17 protein-coding genes and 1 other annotated feature are annotated in these 16,347 nt (G+C 53.8%); of the genes, 6 read left to right on the top strand and 11 right to left on the bottom strand.

Features of this window, described 5'->3' with window-relative positions; all coding sequences use genetic code 11:
- Positions 1-226: 226 nt before the first annotated feature.
- The gene (locus ACSZPU_RS15630) at positions 227-739 is read right to left on the bottom strand and encodes a DUF6622 family protein (RefSeq protein ID WP_499000507.1); all 513 of its coding nucleotides are present in this window, start codon (positions 737-739) and stop codon (positions 227-229) included.
- A gap of 205 nt (positions 740-944) precedes the next feature.
- Between ACSZPU_RS15630 and clcA the strand changes: the two genes are divergently transcribed.
- On the top strand, positions 945-2,342 hold the full coding sequence (gene clcA, locus ACSZPU_RS15625) for a H(+)/Cl(-) exchange transporter ClcA (RefSeq protein ID WP_499000505.1): 1,398 nt from the start codon (positions 945-947) through the stop codon (positions 2,340-2,342).
- Positions 2,343-2,659: 317 nt separating this feature from the next.
- On the top strand, positions 2,660-2,962 hold the full coding sequence (locus tag ACSZPU_RS15620) for a hypothetical protein (protein WP_499000502.1): 303 nt from the start codon (positions 2,660-2,662) through the stop codon (positions 2,960-2,962).
- Positions 2,963-3,025: 63 nt separating this feature from the next.
- Here the strand turns inward: ACSZPU_RS15620 and ACSZPU_RS15615 are convergent, their stop codons facing one another.
- From ACSZPU_RS15615 to ACSZPU_RS15605, 3 genes are read right to left on the bottom strand one after another with little or no spacing between them, the layout of a single operon-like run.
- Positions 3,026-3,565: a septation protein A gene (locus ACSZPU_RS15615; protein WP_499000500.1), complete on the bottom strand. Its 540-nt coding sequence runs from the start codon at positions 3,563-3,565 to the stop codon at positions 3,026-3,028.
- A gap of 41 nt (positions 3,566-3,606) precedes the next feature.
- Positions 3,607-4,350, bottom strand: coding sequence for a YciC family protein (locus tag ACSZPU_RS15610; RefSeq protein WP_499000497.1), 744 nt, complete (start codon positions 4,348-4,350; stop codon positions 3,607-3,609).
- Positions 4,351-4,383: 33 nt separating this feature from the next.
- A complete protein-coding gene (locus tag ACSZPU_RS15605) occupies positions 4,384-4,779 on the bottom strand; it encodes a YkgJ family cysteine cluster protein (protein WP_499000495.1) in 396 nt (131 codons plus the stop codon).
- Between the two features lie 281 nt (positions 4,780-5,060).
- Here ACSZPU_RS15605 and ompW point away from each other — a divergent pair, with 281 nt between their 5' ends.
- Positions 5,061-5,696, top strand: coding sequence for an outer membrane protein OmpW (gene ompW, locus ACSZPU_RS15600; RefSeq protein WP_499000492.1), 636 nt, complete (start codon positions 5,061-5,063; stop codon positions 5,694-5,696).
- A gap of 52 nt (positions 5,697-5,748) precedes the next feature.
- On the opposite strand, the gene ACSZPU_RS15595 is transcribed toward ompW, so the two are convergent.
- Both ACSZPU_RS15595 and ACSZPU_RS15590 read right to left on the bottom strand, forming a co-directional pair.
- Positions 5,749-5,934 carry a hypothetical protein gene (locus tag ACSZPU_RS15595; RefSeq protein ID WP_499000491.1) on the bottom strand — a complete coding sequence of 62 codons (186 nt, stop codon included), beginning with the start codon at positions 5,932-5,934 and terminating at the stop codon, positions 5,749-5,751.
- Between the two features lie 30 nt (positions 5,935-5,964).
- Positions 5,965-6,903, bottom strand: a complete 939-nt coding sequence (locus ACSZPU_RS15590) for a quinone oxidoreductase family protein (protein WP_499000489.1) — start codon at positions 6,901-6,903, stop codon at positions 5,965-5,967.
- Between the two features lie 73 nt (positions 6,904-6,976).
- On the opposite strand from ACSZPU_RS15590, the gene ACSZPU_RS15585 reads away from it, so the two are divergent.
- Positions 6,977-7,435: a MarR family winged helix-turn-helix transcriptional regulator gene (locus tag ACSZPU_RS15585; protein WP_499000487.1), complete on the top strand. Its 459-nt coding sequence runs from the start codon at positions 6,977-6,979 to the stop codon at positions 7,433-7,435.
- 36 nt (positions 7,436-7,471) lie between these two features.
- On the opposite strand, the gene trpA is transcribed toward ACSZPU_RS15585, so the two are convergent.
- Genes trpA through ACSZPU_RS15560 form a run of 5 tightly spaced genes read right to left on the bottom strand, consistent with a single transcriptional unit; the run spans position 7,472 to position 14,002 of the window.
- Positions 7,472-8,278 (bottom strand): tryptophan synthase subunit alpha, encoded by an 807-nt coding sequence (trpA, locus tag ACSZPU_RS15580; RefSeq protein ID WP_499000485.1) that lies wholly within the window; start codon positions 8,276-8,278, stop codon positions 7,472-7,474.
- Positions 8,278-9,471 (bottom strand): tryptophan synthase subunit beta, encoded by a 1,194-nt coding sequence (gene trpB / locus ACSZPU_RS15575; protein ID WP_499000484.1) that lies wholly within the window; start codon positions 9,469-9,471, stop codon positions 8,278-8,280. Before trpB ends, trpA begins: the two co-directional genes overlap by 1 nt.
- Before the next feature lie 11 nt (positions 9,472-9,482).
- Positions 9,483-10,841: a bifunctional indole-3-glycerol-phosphate synthase TrpC/phosphoribosylanthranilate isomerase TrpF gene (trpCF, locus tag ACSZPU_RS15570; RefSeq protein ID WP_499000482.1), complete on the bottom strand. Its 1,359-nt coding sequence runs from the start codon at positions 10,839-10,841 to the stop codon at positions 9,483-9,485.
- A 3-nt stretch (positions 10,842-10,844) separates the two neighbouring features.
- Positions 10,845-12,440, bottom strand: a complete 1,596-nt coding sequence (gene trpD / locus ACSZPU_RS15565) for a bifunctional anthranilate synthase glutamate amidotransferase component TrpG/anthranilate phosphoribosyltransferase TrpD (RefSeq protein ID WP_499000480.1) — start codon at positions 12,438-12,440, stop codon at positions 10,845-10,847.
- Positions 12,440-14,002 (bottom strand): anthranilate synthase component 1, encoded by a 1,563-nt coding sequence (locus tag ACSZPU_RS15560; protein WP_499000478.1) that lies wholly within the window; start codon positions 14,000-14,002, stop codon positions 12,440-12,442. Before ACSZPU_RS15560 ends, trpD begins: the two co-directional genes overlap by 1 nt.
- 22 nt (positions 14,003-14,024) lie before the next feature.
- Positions 14,025-14,119 (bottom strand) — a sequence feature (Trp leader region).
- Positions 14,120-14,277: 158 nt separating this feature from the next.
- On the opposite strand from ACSZPU_RS15560, the gene rnm reads away from it, so the two are divergent.
- Together rnm and ACSZPU_RS15550 are read left to right on the top strand one after the other, a co-directional pair.
- Complete coding sequence (gene rnm / locus ACSZPU_RS15555) at positions 14,278-15,159, top strand: RNase RNM (protein WP_499000475.1); 882 nt, start codon at positions 14,278-14,280, stop codon at positions 15,157-15,159.
- On the top strand, positions 15,156-15,776 hold the full coding sequence (locus ACSZPU_RS15550; protein ID WP_499000473.1) for an L-threonylcarbamoyladenylate synthase: 621 nt from the start codon (positions 15,156-15,158) through the stop codon (positions 15,774-15,776). Before rnm ends, ACSZPU_RS15550 begins: the two co-directional genes overlap by 4 nt.
- Positions 15,777-16,347 lie beyond the last annotated feature (571 nt).

Here is a 16,347-nt window from a genome sequence, read left to right as displayed (position 1 = left end):
AGTCATGATAATAGGGCCTTCTGATTAGAAGGCCCTATTATCAATGATTTTTATCCTCGTGACGACACTATCTAATGATTTCTCTTCTCTATACACGTTAACCAGGAATCATCTATGGCACATCGGACGGGAAAGCCATCGAGAAGGCATTTTATGAAACCAACTCAGAACGAGAACAGGGCAACCGCCAACAATCCTGTAATCACCATCGCCGGCATTGCTAACCCTATTGCATACCCGGCGATGTTTTACGCCATGACAAAAACAGATTCAGCGTTCCGCCCCAGAACAATCCGTCGACCATTCCGGTAATAAAGCCAAACAGAAAACCGAATAGCACTGAGTAATGCGTCCCGGGATGCAACGCCAGCCAGACCATCACGCAATATTTTGTGCCAAAGGCCGTGATGATAAGCATCAGCGTCAGGGGAGTTCCCGCACGGATAATCATCTTGCTGCCGGGTTTACTTTTTAATCGAGGCTGATTTTTCCATAATAGCCATCCGCCCGGAATACCAACCGCCAGCCCGGCTAACATTCCCGTTAATGATGACAGGTTGCTATTAAATTCCTGATTTACGCTCCAGACACCCCAGGCCAGAAATATCAACGGGAGTATAAACAAACGCCTGATGCTCATTTCCCGTTCAGAAAGCGCGGCGCAGCCACGTATAAGCAGAAAGATAAAAAGCCCCCACACCCACAGCGGGGTATGGCTGATGATAGTGAAAAGCGTCACGGTGGTTCTCCTGTCTGAATAATTGACTCGTCAGAAGTGTGCACGCTTGAGGGTGATGACAACACGACTACGGCCTGACAGATACCTGACATCATCACGACATCTGGATAAGCGTGATACGTTCGGTAACCACATCGCTTTTGTGACTTCTTCATAAGGTGCGATAAACTCTTACCCCTTGTTGGTATATGACACAGTTGAAAAAATGAGTGTTCCTGGTTCTTCAGACGTTCAGGTTCCTGAAACAGAGTCTGCACGCAAAAGCATGTTCAGGGCGTTGCTGTATCGTGACCGGACGCCGGTCGCGGTACTGATTTGCGCCGCCATTGTCGGTACGCTTGTCGGATTTGTTGGCGTCGCATTTTTTCGTGCGGTTAATGCCGTGCAGCACTGGCGAACGGGCGTTCTTGAACAGTCCGGTTTGAGTGGCTGGACGTTATGTATCGTGGCTTTTATGATCTCCGGTCTGTTGGCAATGATGGGATATTTCCTCGTCAGACGTTTTGCTCCGGAAGCGTCCGGGTCGGGGATTCCGGAAATTGAAGGCGCGCTGGAAGAGCTCCGCCCGGTACGCTGGTGGCGCGTTATTCCGGTGAAGTTCTTCGGCGGTATGGGAACACTTGGCGCAGGGATGGTGCTCGGCAGAGAGGGGCCAACGGTTCAGCTCGGCGGTAATATTGGGCGCATGGTCAGTGACCTGCTGCGCGTCAAACACGGCGAAGCGCGTCATTCATTGCTGGCGACGGGGGCTGCTGCGGGTTTGGCCGCCGCGTTTAATGCGCCGCTTGCAGGCATTCTCTTTATTCTCGAAGAAATGAGGCCGCAATTTCGCTATAACCTTATCTCGATCAAAGCTGTTTTTATTGGCGTGATAATGGCCAGCATTGTCTTTCGCCTGTTTAACGGCGAAAGCCCGGTCATCGCTGTCGGGCACTTATCCAATGCGCCGGTGAATACACTATGGCTTTATCTTGTTCTGGGGATGCTATTTGGCTTTATCGGCGTGTTATTTAATCGCCTCGTCTTTTTATTTCAGGATGGTTTTCAACATATTTATGCCGGGCGAACCTGGCGAACGATGGTGATTGGCGGCTGTATCGGCGGTGGCTGCGGTATCCTTGCGCTGCTTTACGCGCCTGGCGCTGGGGGCGGTTTTGAATTGATCCCGGATGCAGCGAAAGGCGGTTTTACATTTTACGCACTGATCGTGATGTTCCTGGTTCGTCTGCTGACCACATTGCTGTGTTTTTGCTCAGGGGCGCCGGGCGGTATTTTTGCGCCAATGCTGGCGTTGGGTACCGTGCTGGGTACCGCCTATGGCGTTGGGGTTGCGGATTTATTCCCGGCGTATGGGCTTGAGGCCGGTACGTTTGCGATTGCCGGAATGGGGGCGTTATTTGCAGCCTCTGTTCGCGCTCCGCTGACAGGGATCGTCCTGGTACTGGAGATGACGGATAACTATCAGTTAATACTGCCCATGATTATCACCTGCCTTGGTGCGACATTACTCGCCCAATTTCTTGGTGGAAAACCGCTGTATTCCTCGATTCTGGCGCGTACGCTGGCGAAACAGGGCTCGCAAGAAACCTCTGCATCATCATGACCATGCCACCGGGCATAGCCAGTCTGATTCGCCAGGCATGCCTGCTTCCTGATGACACAAACCAGACCGGGTATTGCGCCCGGTTTTTTTCGCCATTTCTGCTCTCTCACTGCTCCTCTAGCGCGAAAAAAATGGAAAATTGCTGTTTTCTTAGATGGTGTCGTCACAAGATTTTAGCCCAGAGAGCGATGCATCTGATCTGGACGGCAAGCACCGGGAATAACCAGATAAGAATGTACATAATTTGTACGATAACACTTCACTCCTGAATTGTGCGGATATACTCTTCGTGAGTCGATTATGAAGGGAGTAAGCCAATGATTTACTCGTCCATAAACACGCACTACATATCTGCAGAATCCGGCGATCGCCTTGTTCGTTATGAAATTATTGCGACAGACTCCGACACTTATTTAGTGAAGGTCATTGACGAGCAAAAGAGCACGATTGCCGATCCTAAACCGTTAATTCTTATCGACCAGTTTGAAGTATCGCGCAGTGATTATTATGAACACTATGGCATCAAGGTTGCTCAACAGGCGATAACGTTCAATTTACCGCCATCGTTTGAAGACTATCTTCTGATTCACTGCCAGCTACACCGCAACAAATATCCGTAACAAAAACGGCTGGTCACATTACGTGACCAGCCGTAGGGCTGTACCTGATTTTTGCCGTACCACTCAGGATTTATCGTCCTGCGGCATGTGGCGATAGATATACACGCCGCTCAGTACGGTAAAGAGTAACGTCAGCGCGGTTAAGCCAAACACTTTGAAATTCACCCAGATATTCTGCGGCAGCCAGAACGCGATATAGATGTTCGCCAAGCCACAGAGGATGAAAAACAGTGCCCAGGCAAGGTTGAGGCGTTCCCATACCACCAGCGGCAGCGTGATCTCTTTACCCAGCATACGCTGGATAAGCGGCTTTTTCATGACCCACTGACTAAACAGCAGCGCGCCTGCAAACAGCACGTAGATGACCGTGACTTTCCATTTAATGAATTCGTCATTGTGAAAGAAAATCGTCAGTCCACCGAAAACGGCCACCAGTAAGAAGGTGATAAGCGCCATCTTTTCGACTTTACGGTAACGCACCCAGCTGTAAATCAGCACAACGGCCGTGGCAATAATCAGGGCTGTCGTCGCGGCATAAATGTCATACAGCTTGTAAAACGCGAAAAACACTACCAGTGGGAGAAAATCAAGAAACTGCTTCATTCTACGATTCCGTTAAATTACCTGCTTACACAGGCGAAAAATCACTGACGTATCAGCATATACAGGCGGAACAGATAAATGAGCAGGGCTACAGATATCATGTTACTCACCGTGTTGGCGACCACCGCACCGATTTCCGGCGTGAGAAACGCCAGGTTGTGCGCAAACATCATCAGGGCGATTTTCGCGATCAACCAACCGATCACCGCAGGCGCGACCAGACGCATATTGTCCCAACCCAGGCGCATACTGCCGCGCATCGCCGTAAACACCCCCGCTTTATCCTGGACAATCATCACTGGCGCGAATGCCAGAAGAATGGCCAGTAATACGCCGGGTACGAAGATGAACATCATGCCGAGTTGAACTAAAAAGGTTGTCAGCAAGAACAGGATAAACAGCGCAGGCAGAACTTGCGCACTGGCACCGATGGCACGAAGCGCGCTAACGCGTTGCCCTGCCGAGATCATCCGGATCATCATCAGCACGCTGCCGGCCAGAATGGCATTGCCGATCAAACCGGAGAACGTGGCTGCCGCTGATAAGTGTAATAATACCTGCTGCTGTTCTGGCGTCATATTACGTACCAGGTCGAGCAACCCGGTGCTTTCCGTCAGATAATTGCCTTCACCCAGGATCGACAACTGGGCTTCACTGGGCGAAAAGACGCATCCTAACAGCACTGTAAAAAATGCACATAGAAGTGCAATCAGCAAAATGGTAACAAACTGATTACGAAAAAAATTCCCCGTGTCACGGTAAACGGATTCCGCCGTGATAGACATGCACTCTCCTTGAGCTCTGCAATGTTAAATTCATCACAATTGTACACTGGAAGAGGCATCCGTGGCAGCCTTCACGGATGTATGGAAAAGCATATCTTTGTAAAGCGGCGGTAATCCGTAGTACGCACGGGCACGATCGCAGGCTTCATTTGGCTCATTATTCTCGCCCGACATCATAAATTCGCGGCACGGGGATGGCCGTTGCTGATAAATGCGGCAACGTGCGGACTCGCCCGGAATGCCGTCAAGCGCGATGCAATGGATGCGCTTCTGGTTGGTGCCATTCATACAACGCATAAAAGGAGAGACAGGCTCCGTAAGCTGAGCCGGGACAGGACCGCCAGCGTCATCCGCTTCGGCCCAGTAGAAAGAGACACGAAAATAAGCACAACAGGCTCCGCATGTCATGCACGGGTTGAGATCACTCATGGCACACCTGCAATCACTACGCATCATTTCAAATTATGAGTCCACTAAATTAGTCCTGTGGCTGCACGTCGGCAAGATAACGGACTGACTATTTTTTCGGCAATTCGTGGTATCAAAATTGATATGGGTAAAAAAGCTAACAATCTGTGTTTGTTGGCAAAATTAATTCAGATCAATAAATGTCAAATTAATTGATGTAATGTGATCTGTGTTGGATCACGATGTACTTATTTGTAGGTATATTCACGGCGCCTATGAAAAACCACATACATGGAGTGGATATGAATAAATTAGCCGTGGCAGCATTGATCCTGAGTAGTCTTTCCGCAGGCGCATATGCGCATGAAGCTGGTGAATTTTTCATGCGTGCCGGTTCCGCAACCGTCAGGCCGACGGAGGGATCGGATAATGTGTTAGGGAGTCTGGGAAGTTTTAATGTCGATAATAATACCCAGCTCGGTCTGACCATGACGTATATGGCAACGGATAACGTTGGCGTGGAATTACTGGCAGCGACGCCGTTTCGTCATAAAGTAGGGACCGGCCCAACCGGTAATATCGCGACCGTTCACCATTTACCGCCAACGTTGATGGCCCAGTGGTATTTTGGTGATGCCGGCAGTAAGTTCCGTCCGTATATTGGTGCAGGTATCAACTACACCATGTTCTTTGATGAGAAATTCAACGATACGGGCAAATCGGCCGGGCTGTCTGATTTGAGCCTGAAAAACTCATGGGGTGCTGCAGGGCAGGTGGGGCTGGATTATTTAATTAACCGCAACTGGCTGATTAATGCCTCGGTCTGGTATATGGACATCGATACGGACGTGCGTTTTAAAGCGGGTGGCGCGCAGCAGAGCGTGAGCACGCGTCTTGATCCGTGGGTATTTATGTTTGCTGTCGGTTACCGCTTCTGATCGGTGCAAGATAAAACTGGCCGCATTATGGCCAGTTTTAGCAACGATACACTCAGGTGAGCTTTTTCAGCACGCCATACGATCCCCAATTGATGACTATCGCGGCAATAAGGCCAATAAGCCAGGGAATACGCGAACCGGCAAAATAGTAATGCCCGATATAGCTGCCAAGGGTAAAGCAGGTAAAAATGGTCGTAACGGTAAACCAGCCTCTTATCAGTGCGGCTTTATTAAACATACGGACATCCTTCCCATTACGCATCAACGTCTAACGGATGATGAATACGCTACGCTGCTTACTGTCATCCGTGTCCCATACATCCGCGACATTATTGAGCGACAGCGGTGTGCAGGCAATGGAGAATTGGCCTGGTATGGCTGCGGCGAATAAAGATTGTGTGGCAGTTAACAATTGCGCCAGCGTAAGGCTACCGATGCCGCTGCCCATCAGTTGAATAGGGGCGGAACGTAAAAAGGCACCGGGCAGGGTGATTTCGCCGCCGGAAAGTGAACCGACCTGTACATAACGCAGCGCGCTTTTGGTTTTGGCTGCCGCCATCAGTATCTTCTCTGCACTTGCGCCCCACAGATAATCCACCACCACATCAATGCCGATGGCAAACTGTGCCGCCAGCTGTTCGCGCAGCGATGCGTCATCATCGTTGAGGCTAATCGCCACGTCACCACCTGCCTGCGCCAGTGCCTGTGGATTACGCCCGGTCACGATGACTTTTTTTGCCCCAAGGAAGCGGGCGATTTGTACGGCGAGTTTTCCCGCGCTGCCCGTCGCGCCGTTGACCAGGACGCTTTCACCTGCGCTAAATCCGGCCCGGGTGACCAATGCGGCCCACGCTGACATTCCCGGATTGGCCATCGCCGCGGCGGTGACGCTATCCAGTGCGTCCGGCAACGCAATGCAATGATTCAGGGCAACAGGCGCCTGTTCTGCCATGCTTCCCCAGGGGGCGCGTGGGAAGGCAAACCACACTCGCTGACCATCGGCAGTGGTGCCGACGCCGTCGATGCCAGGTACGAAGGGCAATACGCCATCAAAACTGTAGTGGGTACCCGCCGCGCGGCTTTTGACGACATGGCTTATGGCGGCCGCCTTCACGTCAATCAGGGTTTCGCCTTCACGAACATAAGGGGTGGCAAAGTCTGCAAATACCGGCGCAACGCCGGTCTGGTACACAACAGCTGCTTTCATCTCGTTTCTCCAAAAGGATTTTATGTGTAAAATGCACATATCAGAAATGAACTATACACCCGCAGGAAAACATATGCAAAATGCACATATTAACTATGATATTGATGGCTTCCATCGCGCGCTACTCGACATCATCAGCGTGATGAATCATCCCTTACGGGATGTGGAACTGATGCGTCAGGCCGACATCAATCTGGATCAGACCCTCTTTCCCTTACTGGTAACGATTGAACGTTTCGGGCCGCTTGGCGTGGTTGATCTGGCAAATCGGGTGGGGCGGGATTACACCACCGTCAGCCGTCAGGTGAAGAAGCTGGAAACCGCAGGGCTGGTACAAAAGACGAGTAGCCCTGAGGACAGACGCGTCAGTGCCGTATCGGTCAGCGAAGCGGGTAAAGCGATGACCCTGAAAATTGATGTGGCGCGCCAGCAGATGATGAATGCCAGGTTTGAAAACTGGACGGAGCAGGAAGTGCAGGATCTGTTTCGGCTGGTGGAGAAATACGCGCACACCATCACTGGGCGCGAATGAAAAAACGCCCGGCAGTGCGCCGGGCGTCAGAGACGGTTACTGGCGGGTACCGACTTTCATTGCACGGACAAACGCGCCAAGCTCTTCAAGCATTACGGCTGGTTTATCGACGTTTTTCTCAATAATCTTGACGATAGCCGAGCCCGAAATCGCCCCGGCTGCACCTGCGTCAATTGCCGCGGTTACCTGATCCGGCGCAGAGATGCCAAACCCCTGTAACGGCGGAGCGGCATTATACTCGGTCAGTTTTTCCACCAGATGATGCAGCGGCAGTGCGGCACGGTTTTCTGCGCCGGTTACCCCTGCACGTGAGAGCAGGTAGGTGTAGCCACGACCGTGCGAGGCGATTTGGCGCAGCAACTCGTCATCGGCGTTTGGCGGGCAGATAAAGATTGGCGCAACGTTGTGGCGCAGCGCGGCCTGGCGGAACGGGGCCGATTCTTCCACCGGCACGTCGGCTACCAGCACAGAGTCGACGCCCGCTTTTTCACACTGGGCATAGAACTCATCAATACCGCGACTGAAGACCAGGTTGGCGTACATCAGCAGGCCAATTGGGATCGTCGGGTGTTTCTGGCGGATCGCGGCCAGCATTTCAAAGCACTGGGTCGGCGTGACACCTGCGGCAAAAGCGCGCAGCGTTGCGTTCTGAATGGTCGGGCCGTCTGCCAGCGGGTCAGAAAACGGAATCCCTAATTCCAGCGCATCGGCACCGGCTTCAATCAGCGTATCGATGATTTTTAGCGACTGCTCAGGTGAGGGATCGCCCAGCGTGACGAAGGGAACAAATGCGCCTTCCTTGCGTTCTTTCAATTGTTTGAAAAGTGTCTCGTATCGTTCCATCAGATTTCCCCTCGCGCTTTCAAAATATCGTGTACGGTGAAGATGTCTTTATCTCCACGGCCAGACAGGTTAACCACCAGCAACTGCTCTTTCTCCGGGTTCTCATGAATCATTTTCAGCGCATGGGCCAGGGCGTGGGAGGATTCCAGCGCCGGAATAATCCCTTCGTGGCGGCACAGTGTCTTAAAGGCTTCGAGCGCTTCATCGTCGGTGATGGAGACGTAGTCCGCACGTCCAGTGCTATTCAGATACGCGTGCTGCGGGCCAACGGACGGGAAATCCAGACCGGCGGAGATAGAGTAAGATTCTTCAATCTGGCCTTCATCGGTCTGCATCATCGGTGATTTCATGCCGAAATAGATCCCCACGCGGCCATGCTTAAGAGGCGCACCGTGTTCGCCGGTCTCGATGCCGTGCCCGGCGGGTTCAACCCCGATAAGGCCCACGCTGGTCTCGTCGATGAAATCGGCAAACATCCCGATAGCGTTTGAACCGCCGCCGACGCAGGCGATAACCGCATCCGGCAGACGTCCTTCTTTTTCGAGGATCTGTGCTTTGGTCTCTTCACCGATCATGCGCTGGAATTCACGCACAATGGTCGGGAAGGGGTGCGGGCCTGCGGCGGTACCGAGCATATAGTGCGCGGTATCGTAGCTGCCAGACCAGTCGCGCAGCGCTTCGTTACAGGCATCTTTCAGGGTGGCAGAGCCGCTATGCACCGCGATCACTTCCGCACCCATTAAGCGCATACGGAAGACGTTCGGCGACTGGCGCTCCACGTCTTTCGCGCCCATGTAGATACGGCATTTCAGACCGAGCAGAGCGCTGGCGAGCGCCGAGGCAACACCGTGCTGCCCCGCACCGGTTTCGGCGATAATTTCGGTTTTACCCATCCGCTTAGCCAGCAGCGCTTGACCTAATACCTGGTTAGTTTTGTGCGCACCGCCGTGCAGCAAATCTTCACGCTTAAGGTACAGGGTGGTGTTAGTACCCTCGGTGATGTTCTGACACTTGGTCAGCGCGGTTGGACGACCGGCGTAGTTTTTCAGTAAATCGGTGAACTGCGCCTGAAACTCGGGATCTTTCTGCGCGCTGACAAAGGCGTCTTCCAGTTGGCGCAGCGCAGGCATCAGGATTTGCGGCACATACATGCCGCCAAACTCACCAAAATACGGGTTTAATAATGTCGTCATGATTTTCTTCCTTAATAAGCGCGTAAAGTTCGGAATACCGAGGCCACTTTATCGGCGTCTTTCTTCCCGGGTTCAGACTCTACGCCTGAATTGAAATCGAGTCCGGCACAGCCGGTTTTGGCCGCTTCCACGCAGTTATCTGCGCCAAGCCCACCTGCCAGCAGTACGTTGTCCAGCGTTTGCCCTGACAGCAGGGACCAGTCAAAACGCTTACCGCTACCGCCCTGGCCGTTATCAAATACATATTTATCGACGTGATTCAGGTCGCGAGCCGGCAGGGTGTCGCCAACGCTCAGCGCCTTCCAGATTTGCACGCTGTCCGGCAATTGTTTACGCAGTGTGTCGATATAGTCCTGGTCTTCACTGCCATGCAGTTGCACAGCGACCAGACCCAGTTGCTCTACGGTGGTCAACACGGTTTCGACCGATGCGTTACGGAACACGCCGATGTACTGCAGCGGGGCACCTGCCATCACCGTGCGCGCCTTCGCGACATTAACAGCGCGCGGGGAGGAGGCAACGAAAATCAGTCCGCCGTAAATGGCACCCGCGTTATGAGCTACTTGCGCGTCCTGGGGACGCGTCAGGCCGCAGACTTTGTTCTCACCGAGCAATACGCGTTTCACCGCGGCGTCCAGATCGTCATGCGACATCAGCGCGGAGCCAATCAGGAAACCGTTGGCGAAATGGCTCAGTTCCCGGACCTGGGCATAGGTGTTGATGCCCGATTCGCTAATAACCGTTACCCCGGCGCCAAGGCGCGGTGCAAGCTGACGCGTACGGTTCAGGTCAATGGACAGATCGCGCAGGTCGCGGTTATTGATGCCGACCACTTTCGCCTCCAGGGCGATAGCGCGTTCCAGCTCTTCTTCGTTGCTGACTTCGGTCAGCACGCCCATGCTCAGACTGTGGGCCACGGCGGAGAGTTGGCGGTATTGCTCATCATCCAGTACCGAGAGCATCAGCAGGCAGGCATCAGCCTGGTAAAAGCGTGCCAGGTAAATCTGGTAAGGGTCGATAATGAAGTCCTTACACAGAATCGGCTGATGCGCGATGCGGCTGACGATGGGCAGAAAATCAAAACTCCCCTGGAAATATTTCTCGTCGGTCAGCACGGAGATAGCCGATGCATGGTGCTTGTAGACCCCGGCGATACGCGCTGGGTCGAAATCATCGCGAATCACCCCTTTGGATGGGGACGCTTTTTTGCATTCCAGGATAAACGCGGTACGCGTACCCTGCAGGGCGTCGTAGAAGCGGCGGGTGCTCGGCACCACGTCGTTCTGAAAACTGGCCAGCGGCTGCTGTTCCTTGCGGGCAGCTACCCAAATCGCCTTATCCGCGACGATTTTTGCTAATACGGTTTGCATTCTTTACCCTCTTGCCGCAAGTGCGGTGACTTTGTTATAGGCGGCGCCGCTGTGCAGCACCTGCAGAACTTTCTGCGCGTTGGCTTGCAAATCTTCTTCACCGTGTAAACGCATCAACATGGCGACATTTGCAGCGACGGCGGCCTCGTGGGCGGGTTCACCTTTACCTTGTAATAAGCGTGTCAGAATGTCACGGTTTTCTTCCGGCGTGCCGCCTGCCAGCTGCTCCTGGTGATACGGCGTCAGGCCGAAATCAGCAGCGGTAAGCTGGTAGCTCTTGATCTCGCCTTCGCGTAATTCAGCCACCACCGTCGGGGCATGCAGTGAAACCTCGTCCATCCCACCACTGTGAACCACCGCAGCGCGTTGATAACCCAGCACGCGCAGGGTCTCGGCAATCGGCAGCACCAGCTCCGGGCTGTATACGCCAATCAGCGCCAGCGGAGGATGCGCCGGGTTAATTAATGGCCCCAGCACGTTAAACAGGGTGCGCGTTTTCAACTGCTGGCGTACCGGCATCGCATGACGGAACCCGGTGTGGTATTTCGGTGCGAATAAGAAGCACACGCCCAGCTCATCCAGCGCAGTGCGGGATTTATCGGCATTCATGTCCAGATTGATACCGAAGGCCGCCAGTAAATCGGAGGATCCGGAACGGCTGGAGACGCTGCGGTTACCGTGTTTCGCAACTTTCAGACCACAGGCCGCCGCCACAAAGGCGCTGGCGGTTGAAATGTTGATACTGTTGCTGCCGTCGCCGCCGGTGCCCACGATATCGGCAAACGGGTAGTCCGGGCGCGGGAACGGCGCGGCATTTTCCAGTAACGCGGTGGCCGCCCCGGCGATTTCATTCGGGTGCTCGCCGCGCACTTTCATGCTGACCAGCGCTGCAGCCAGTTGCTCCGGTTTCAGTTCGCCGCGTACCACCGCAGAGAACAATTGGTGGCTCTCCTGCTGGCTCAGTGTTTGTGCCTGATACAGTTTTTCCAGCACCGGTTGCAGGGTGTTGGTCTGTTCCAGCTTCTGCAGCGCCCAGGCCAGGGTTTGTTCCAGCACGCGGGCACCCTGCGATGTCAGAATGGATTCCGGATGGAACTGGAAGCCGCACACGCGATCCGCGTCGTGACGCACGGCCATCACCATGCCGTTAAAGTGCGCGTTGATGGTTAACCCGGCCGGAATGTTGCGGCCAACCAGCGAGTGATAACGCGCCACCGGCAGTGGGTTCGGCAGGCCGGCAAACATCGCCTGGCCGTCATGTTCAATGCTGGAGGCTTTACCGTGCAGGATTTCGCCCGCCTGGCCAACATAGCCGCCATAGGCTTCGACAATCGCCTGATGGCCCAGGCAGATGCCGATAATTGGCAGCTTGCCGCGCATACGGGTCAACAGTTCTGGCATGCAGCCCGCTTCTGACGGTGCGCCCGGGCCCGGGGAAAGCATCAGCACCGGGTTTTTCATGGTTGCCAGGCGGTCAATCAGGGTTTGCGCCGGGACATGGTTGCGGTAAATCACCACGTTATGCCCGCTGGCGCGCAGCTGATCGGCAAGGTTATAGGTAAATGAGTCGATATTATCGAGCAGCAGAATGTCAGCCATCAGAAGGTCTCCTGAGCGTTATGCGCTTTAGCAATGGCGCGCAGAACCGCGCGAGCTTTATTACGTGTTTCATCGGCTTCTGATTGCGGTACGGAATCGAGTACCACGCCAGCACCTGCCTGAACGGTGGCAACACCGTCTTCCACCCAGGCAGAACGAATCACAATGCAGGTATCGAGATCGCCATGGGCGGTAAAGTAGCCTACTGCGCCACCGTAGCTGCCGCGACGAGAGCCTTCCGCGTCGGCGATAAGCTGCATGGCGCGGACTTTCGGTGCGCCGCTCAGCGTTCCCATATTCATACAGGCACGGTAGGCATGCAGCACATCGAGATCCTGACGCAGTTCGCCAACCACGCGGGAAACCAGATGCATAACAAAGGAATAGCGGTCGACTTTGGTCAGATCCGCTACATAACGACTGCCAGGAGTACAAATGCGCGCCAGGTCATTACGCGCAAGGTCAACCAGCATCAGGTGCTCGGAAAGCTCTTTGTGGTCGGTACGCATTTCAAGTTCGATGCGGCTGTCGAGGTCGCGATCCAGCGAACCGTCGGCACGACGACCGCGCGGGCGTGTCCCGGCGATTGGGTAGATTTCAATCTGGCGCGAGGTGGCGTCATATTTGAGCGAGCTTTCCGGCGATGCGCCAAACAGCGCAAAATCGCTGTCCTGCATAAAAAACATATACGGGCTTGGGTTGCTTTTTTTCAGCACTTCATAAGCGGCCAGCGGTGACGGGCACGGCAGGGTGAAGCGACGTGATGGCACAACCTGGAAAATCTCACCGGCGCGAATCGCTTTTTGCATCTGACGGACAACCGCGCCGTACTCTTCATCGCTCTGGTTGCATTCACAGCGCATATCTGTAACGGATTCCACCGGCAGTGGTGCAGGCGGCACATTCAGTTGCTCATGCAGCGTTTCAATACGCTGGGTCAAACGCGCTTTTTCTTCCACATCAGTGGAGAACAGGCTGACCTGAATGCGGGTATGGCGTTTCTGGTGGTCGATCACCAGTAACGTTTCTGCCAGATAGAAGCAGTAATCCGGGCAGCGACGGTCATGGGTCAGCGCGGGTAAATCTTCAAACCCGGCCACCAGGTCGTAGGCAAACAGACCGCCGAAGAACATTGCTTCGCGCTCGTCGGCCGGGACATCAACCAGCCCCTGCAACAAACGGAAGGCATCGAACACCGAGAGCGAGCACAGACGTGCATCTTCGTCGAGCAAGGAGCTGACCGGCGGGAAGCGTAATACGCGACCATCCTGCTGTACGGTATTCTCTACGCCAGCCGGCAGCGCGGCATCCAGCAACGGCAGCAGGGATGCGCCGTTTTGCGTTAATGCCTGAATGGTGACAGTGTCACCCAGAGCGGTAATGCGCAGCGCGCTATCCACCAACAGCAGGCTTTTTAAGTCGTTTTTGCTGTCAATATCGGCGGATTCCAGCAACAGGGTTGCCGGGCGAGCCCCACACAGTTGATGAAATAACGCGGTCGGGTTCTCCCGGTACAGGGCGTTGCTGGTGAGCAATTCGAGTGTCGGTTTTGGCGTTTGCATAGTTGCTCTCATAAATGTGTTCAAAAAAAAGCCCGCTCAGTTGGCGGGCCGGGTATCGGTGTGCTGAATACGCACGTGAAACACTGCCCAATGTCAGGGAGTGCGCCACCAGCGGTTTACGGAAAAATGCATATTCATCAGGGATACCTCGTGGAGTGAACTTGCGTACTAGTTAACTAGTTCGAGCAATGAAAGTCAACCCTCGATTTCAGAAAATCGCCGCTGAACGTTATGATAGGCCACAGTTATTGTTTTATCCGCCACGGGAGCCGCTTTTGAGCGACACGAATTACGCAGTGATTTATGACCTGCACAGCCACACGATTGCCTCCGATGGCGTCCTGACCCCACAAGAACTGGTCCACCGCGCGGTTGCAATGCGGGTGGGGACACTGGCAATTACCGATCACGATACAACAGCCGCGATCCCCGCAGCGCGTGAAGAAATTGAACGTGCGGGTCTGGCGCTGAAATTGATTACGGGTGTGGAGATCTCCACCGTCTGGGAAAATCACGAGATCCACATCGTGGGTCTGAATATGGATATCGACAATCCGGCACTGTGCGCGTTTTTGCAGGAGCAGCATGAGCGCCGCCAGCAGCGCGGCAGATTGATTGCCGAGCGCCTGGAAAAGGCGAACATTCCCGGTGCATGGAAAGGGGCGCAGCGCCTGGCGCAGGGTGCAGCCGTGACGCGCGGCCACTTTGCCCGCTTTTTGGTGGAATGCGGTAAAGCCAGCAATATGGCGGATGTCTTCAAAAGGTACCTCGCGCGAGGGAAAACCGGATATGTTCCCCCGCAGTGGTGTACAATAGAACAAGCCATTGAAGTGATTCATCATTCTGGCGGAACGGCGGTCATGGCCCATCCGGGTCGGTACGACCTCTCCGCTAAATGGTTGAAAAGACTGCTGGCGCATTTTGCCCAGTGCGGCGGAGAGGCAATGGAAGTTGCCCAATGCCAGCAGGCTCCCAATGAGCGTAAACAGCTCGCCGAGTACGCCCGCCAGTTTGGTTTACTGGCCTCGCAGGGATCGGATTTCCATCAGCCATGTCCATGGATTGAGCTGGGGCGCAAGCTCTGGCTGCCGGCGGATGTGGAGGGCGTCTGGCGCAAGTGGGAGCAGCCGCAAAACAGTGAAGAGAGGGAAGTATGAGTCAGTTTTTTTATATTCATCCGGAAAATCCACAGCCGCGTCTGATCACCCAGGCCGTTGAGATTGTCCGTAAAGGTGGGGTGATTGTTTACCCGACCGATTCCGGGTACGCATTGGGCTGTAAAATTGAAGACAAAGGGGCGATGGAGCGTATCTGTCGTATCCGTCAGTTGCCGGATGGCCACAACTTTACCTTGATGTGCCGCGACCTGTCTGAGCTGTCGACCTACTCGTTTGTCGACAACGTGGCGTTTCGTCTGATCAAAAACAACACCCCAGGCAACTACACCTTTATTCTGAAAGGGACGAAAGAGGTACCGCGTCGCCTGTTGCAGGACAAACGTAAAACCATCGGCCTGCGTGTGCCGGCGAACCCGATCGCCCTGGCGCTGCTCGATACCCTTGGTGAGCCGATGCTGTCGACATCGCTGATGTTACCTGGCAGCGAATTTACCGAGTCCGACCCGGATGAAATCAAAGACCGTCTGGAAAAGCTGGTGGATTTGATTATCCACGGCGGCTATCTGGGACAGCAACCGACAACGGTGGTCGATCTTACCGATGATTCCCCGGTTGTTATCCGTGAAGGCGTGGGTGACGTTAAACCTTTCCTATAATGAAGCAAGTCGCTATACTACGCGGCCATTTCACAGGCGCCGCGGCGGCCTGATGACCTTATTCGACGCCTGTGAAGGCGCGCAAGATAAATATTAAATCATGTATAATCAATGAGTTAATATATTTCGGTTAGTGGTTGTTACCACCATGTGTGACAGCCATTAACCGCATCTCGACTCTCATCATGTATGTACACCTTCCCCTGCCGTTCATGTCTTCGTTGGTATGGTCTAATACTCGGTATTAATATGGACAGGCTTCTTGGCTTCTATTGTCCAAAATCTGTTAGTTGCGCATTTTCTGCACCCTGGATACCCTGAGATTAATCCTAATAACTCAAGGGTGAGTATGGCTATCGGGAACAGACAGATTCAAGAAGAATCACCCAAAGAAGAGTTAGATTGCTTGCTGGATGAGCTTGCACTCACACAGGAGCAACGGGAGTTTATAGAATCAATGCGGCAAGATAACGGGGATAAAAACAACGAGGAGTAGTGAACCGCCCCGGGAATCCTGGAGACTAAACTCTTTGAGAGAGAGGTAAACAGGATGACTAAAAACACACGTTTT

It is taken from the genome of Phytobacter sp. V69 (genome assembly GCF_965644215.1).
In the GTDB taxonomy this organism is placed as follows: domain Bacteria; phylum Pseudomonadota; class Gammaproteobacteria; order Enterobacterales; family Enterobacteriaceae; genus Phytobacter.
This window is presented reverse-complemented; position numbering and strand designations above follow the sequence as displayed.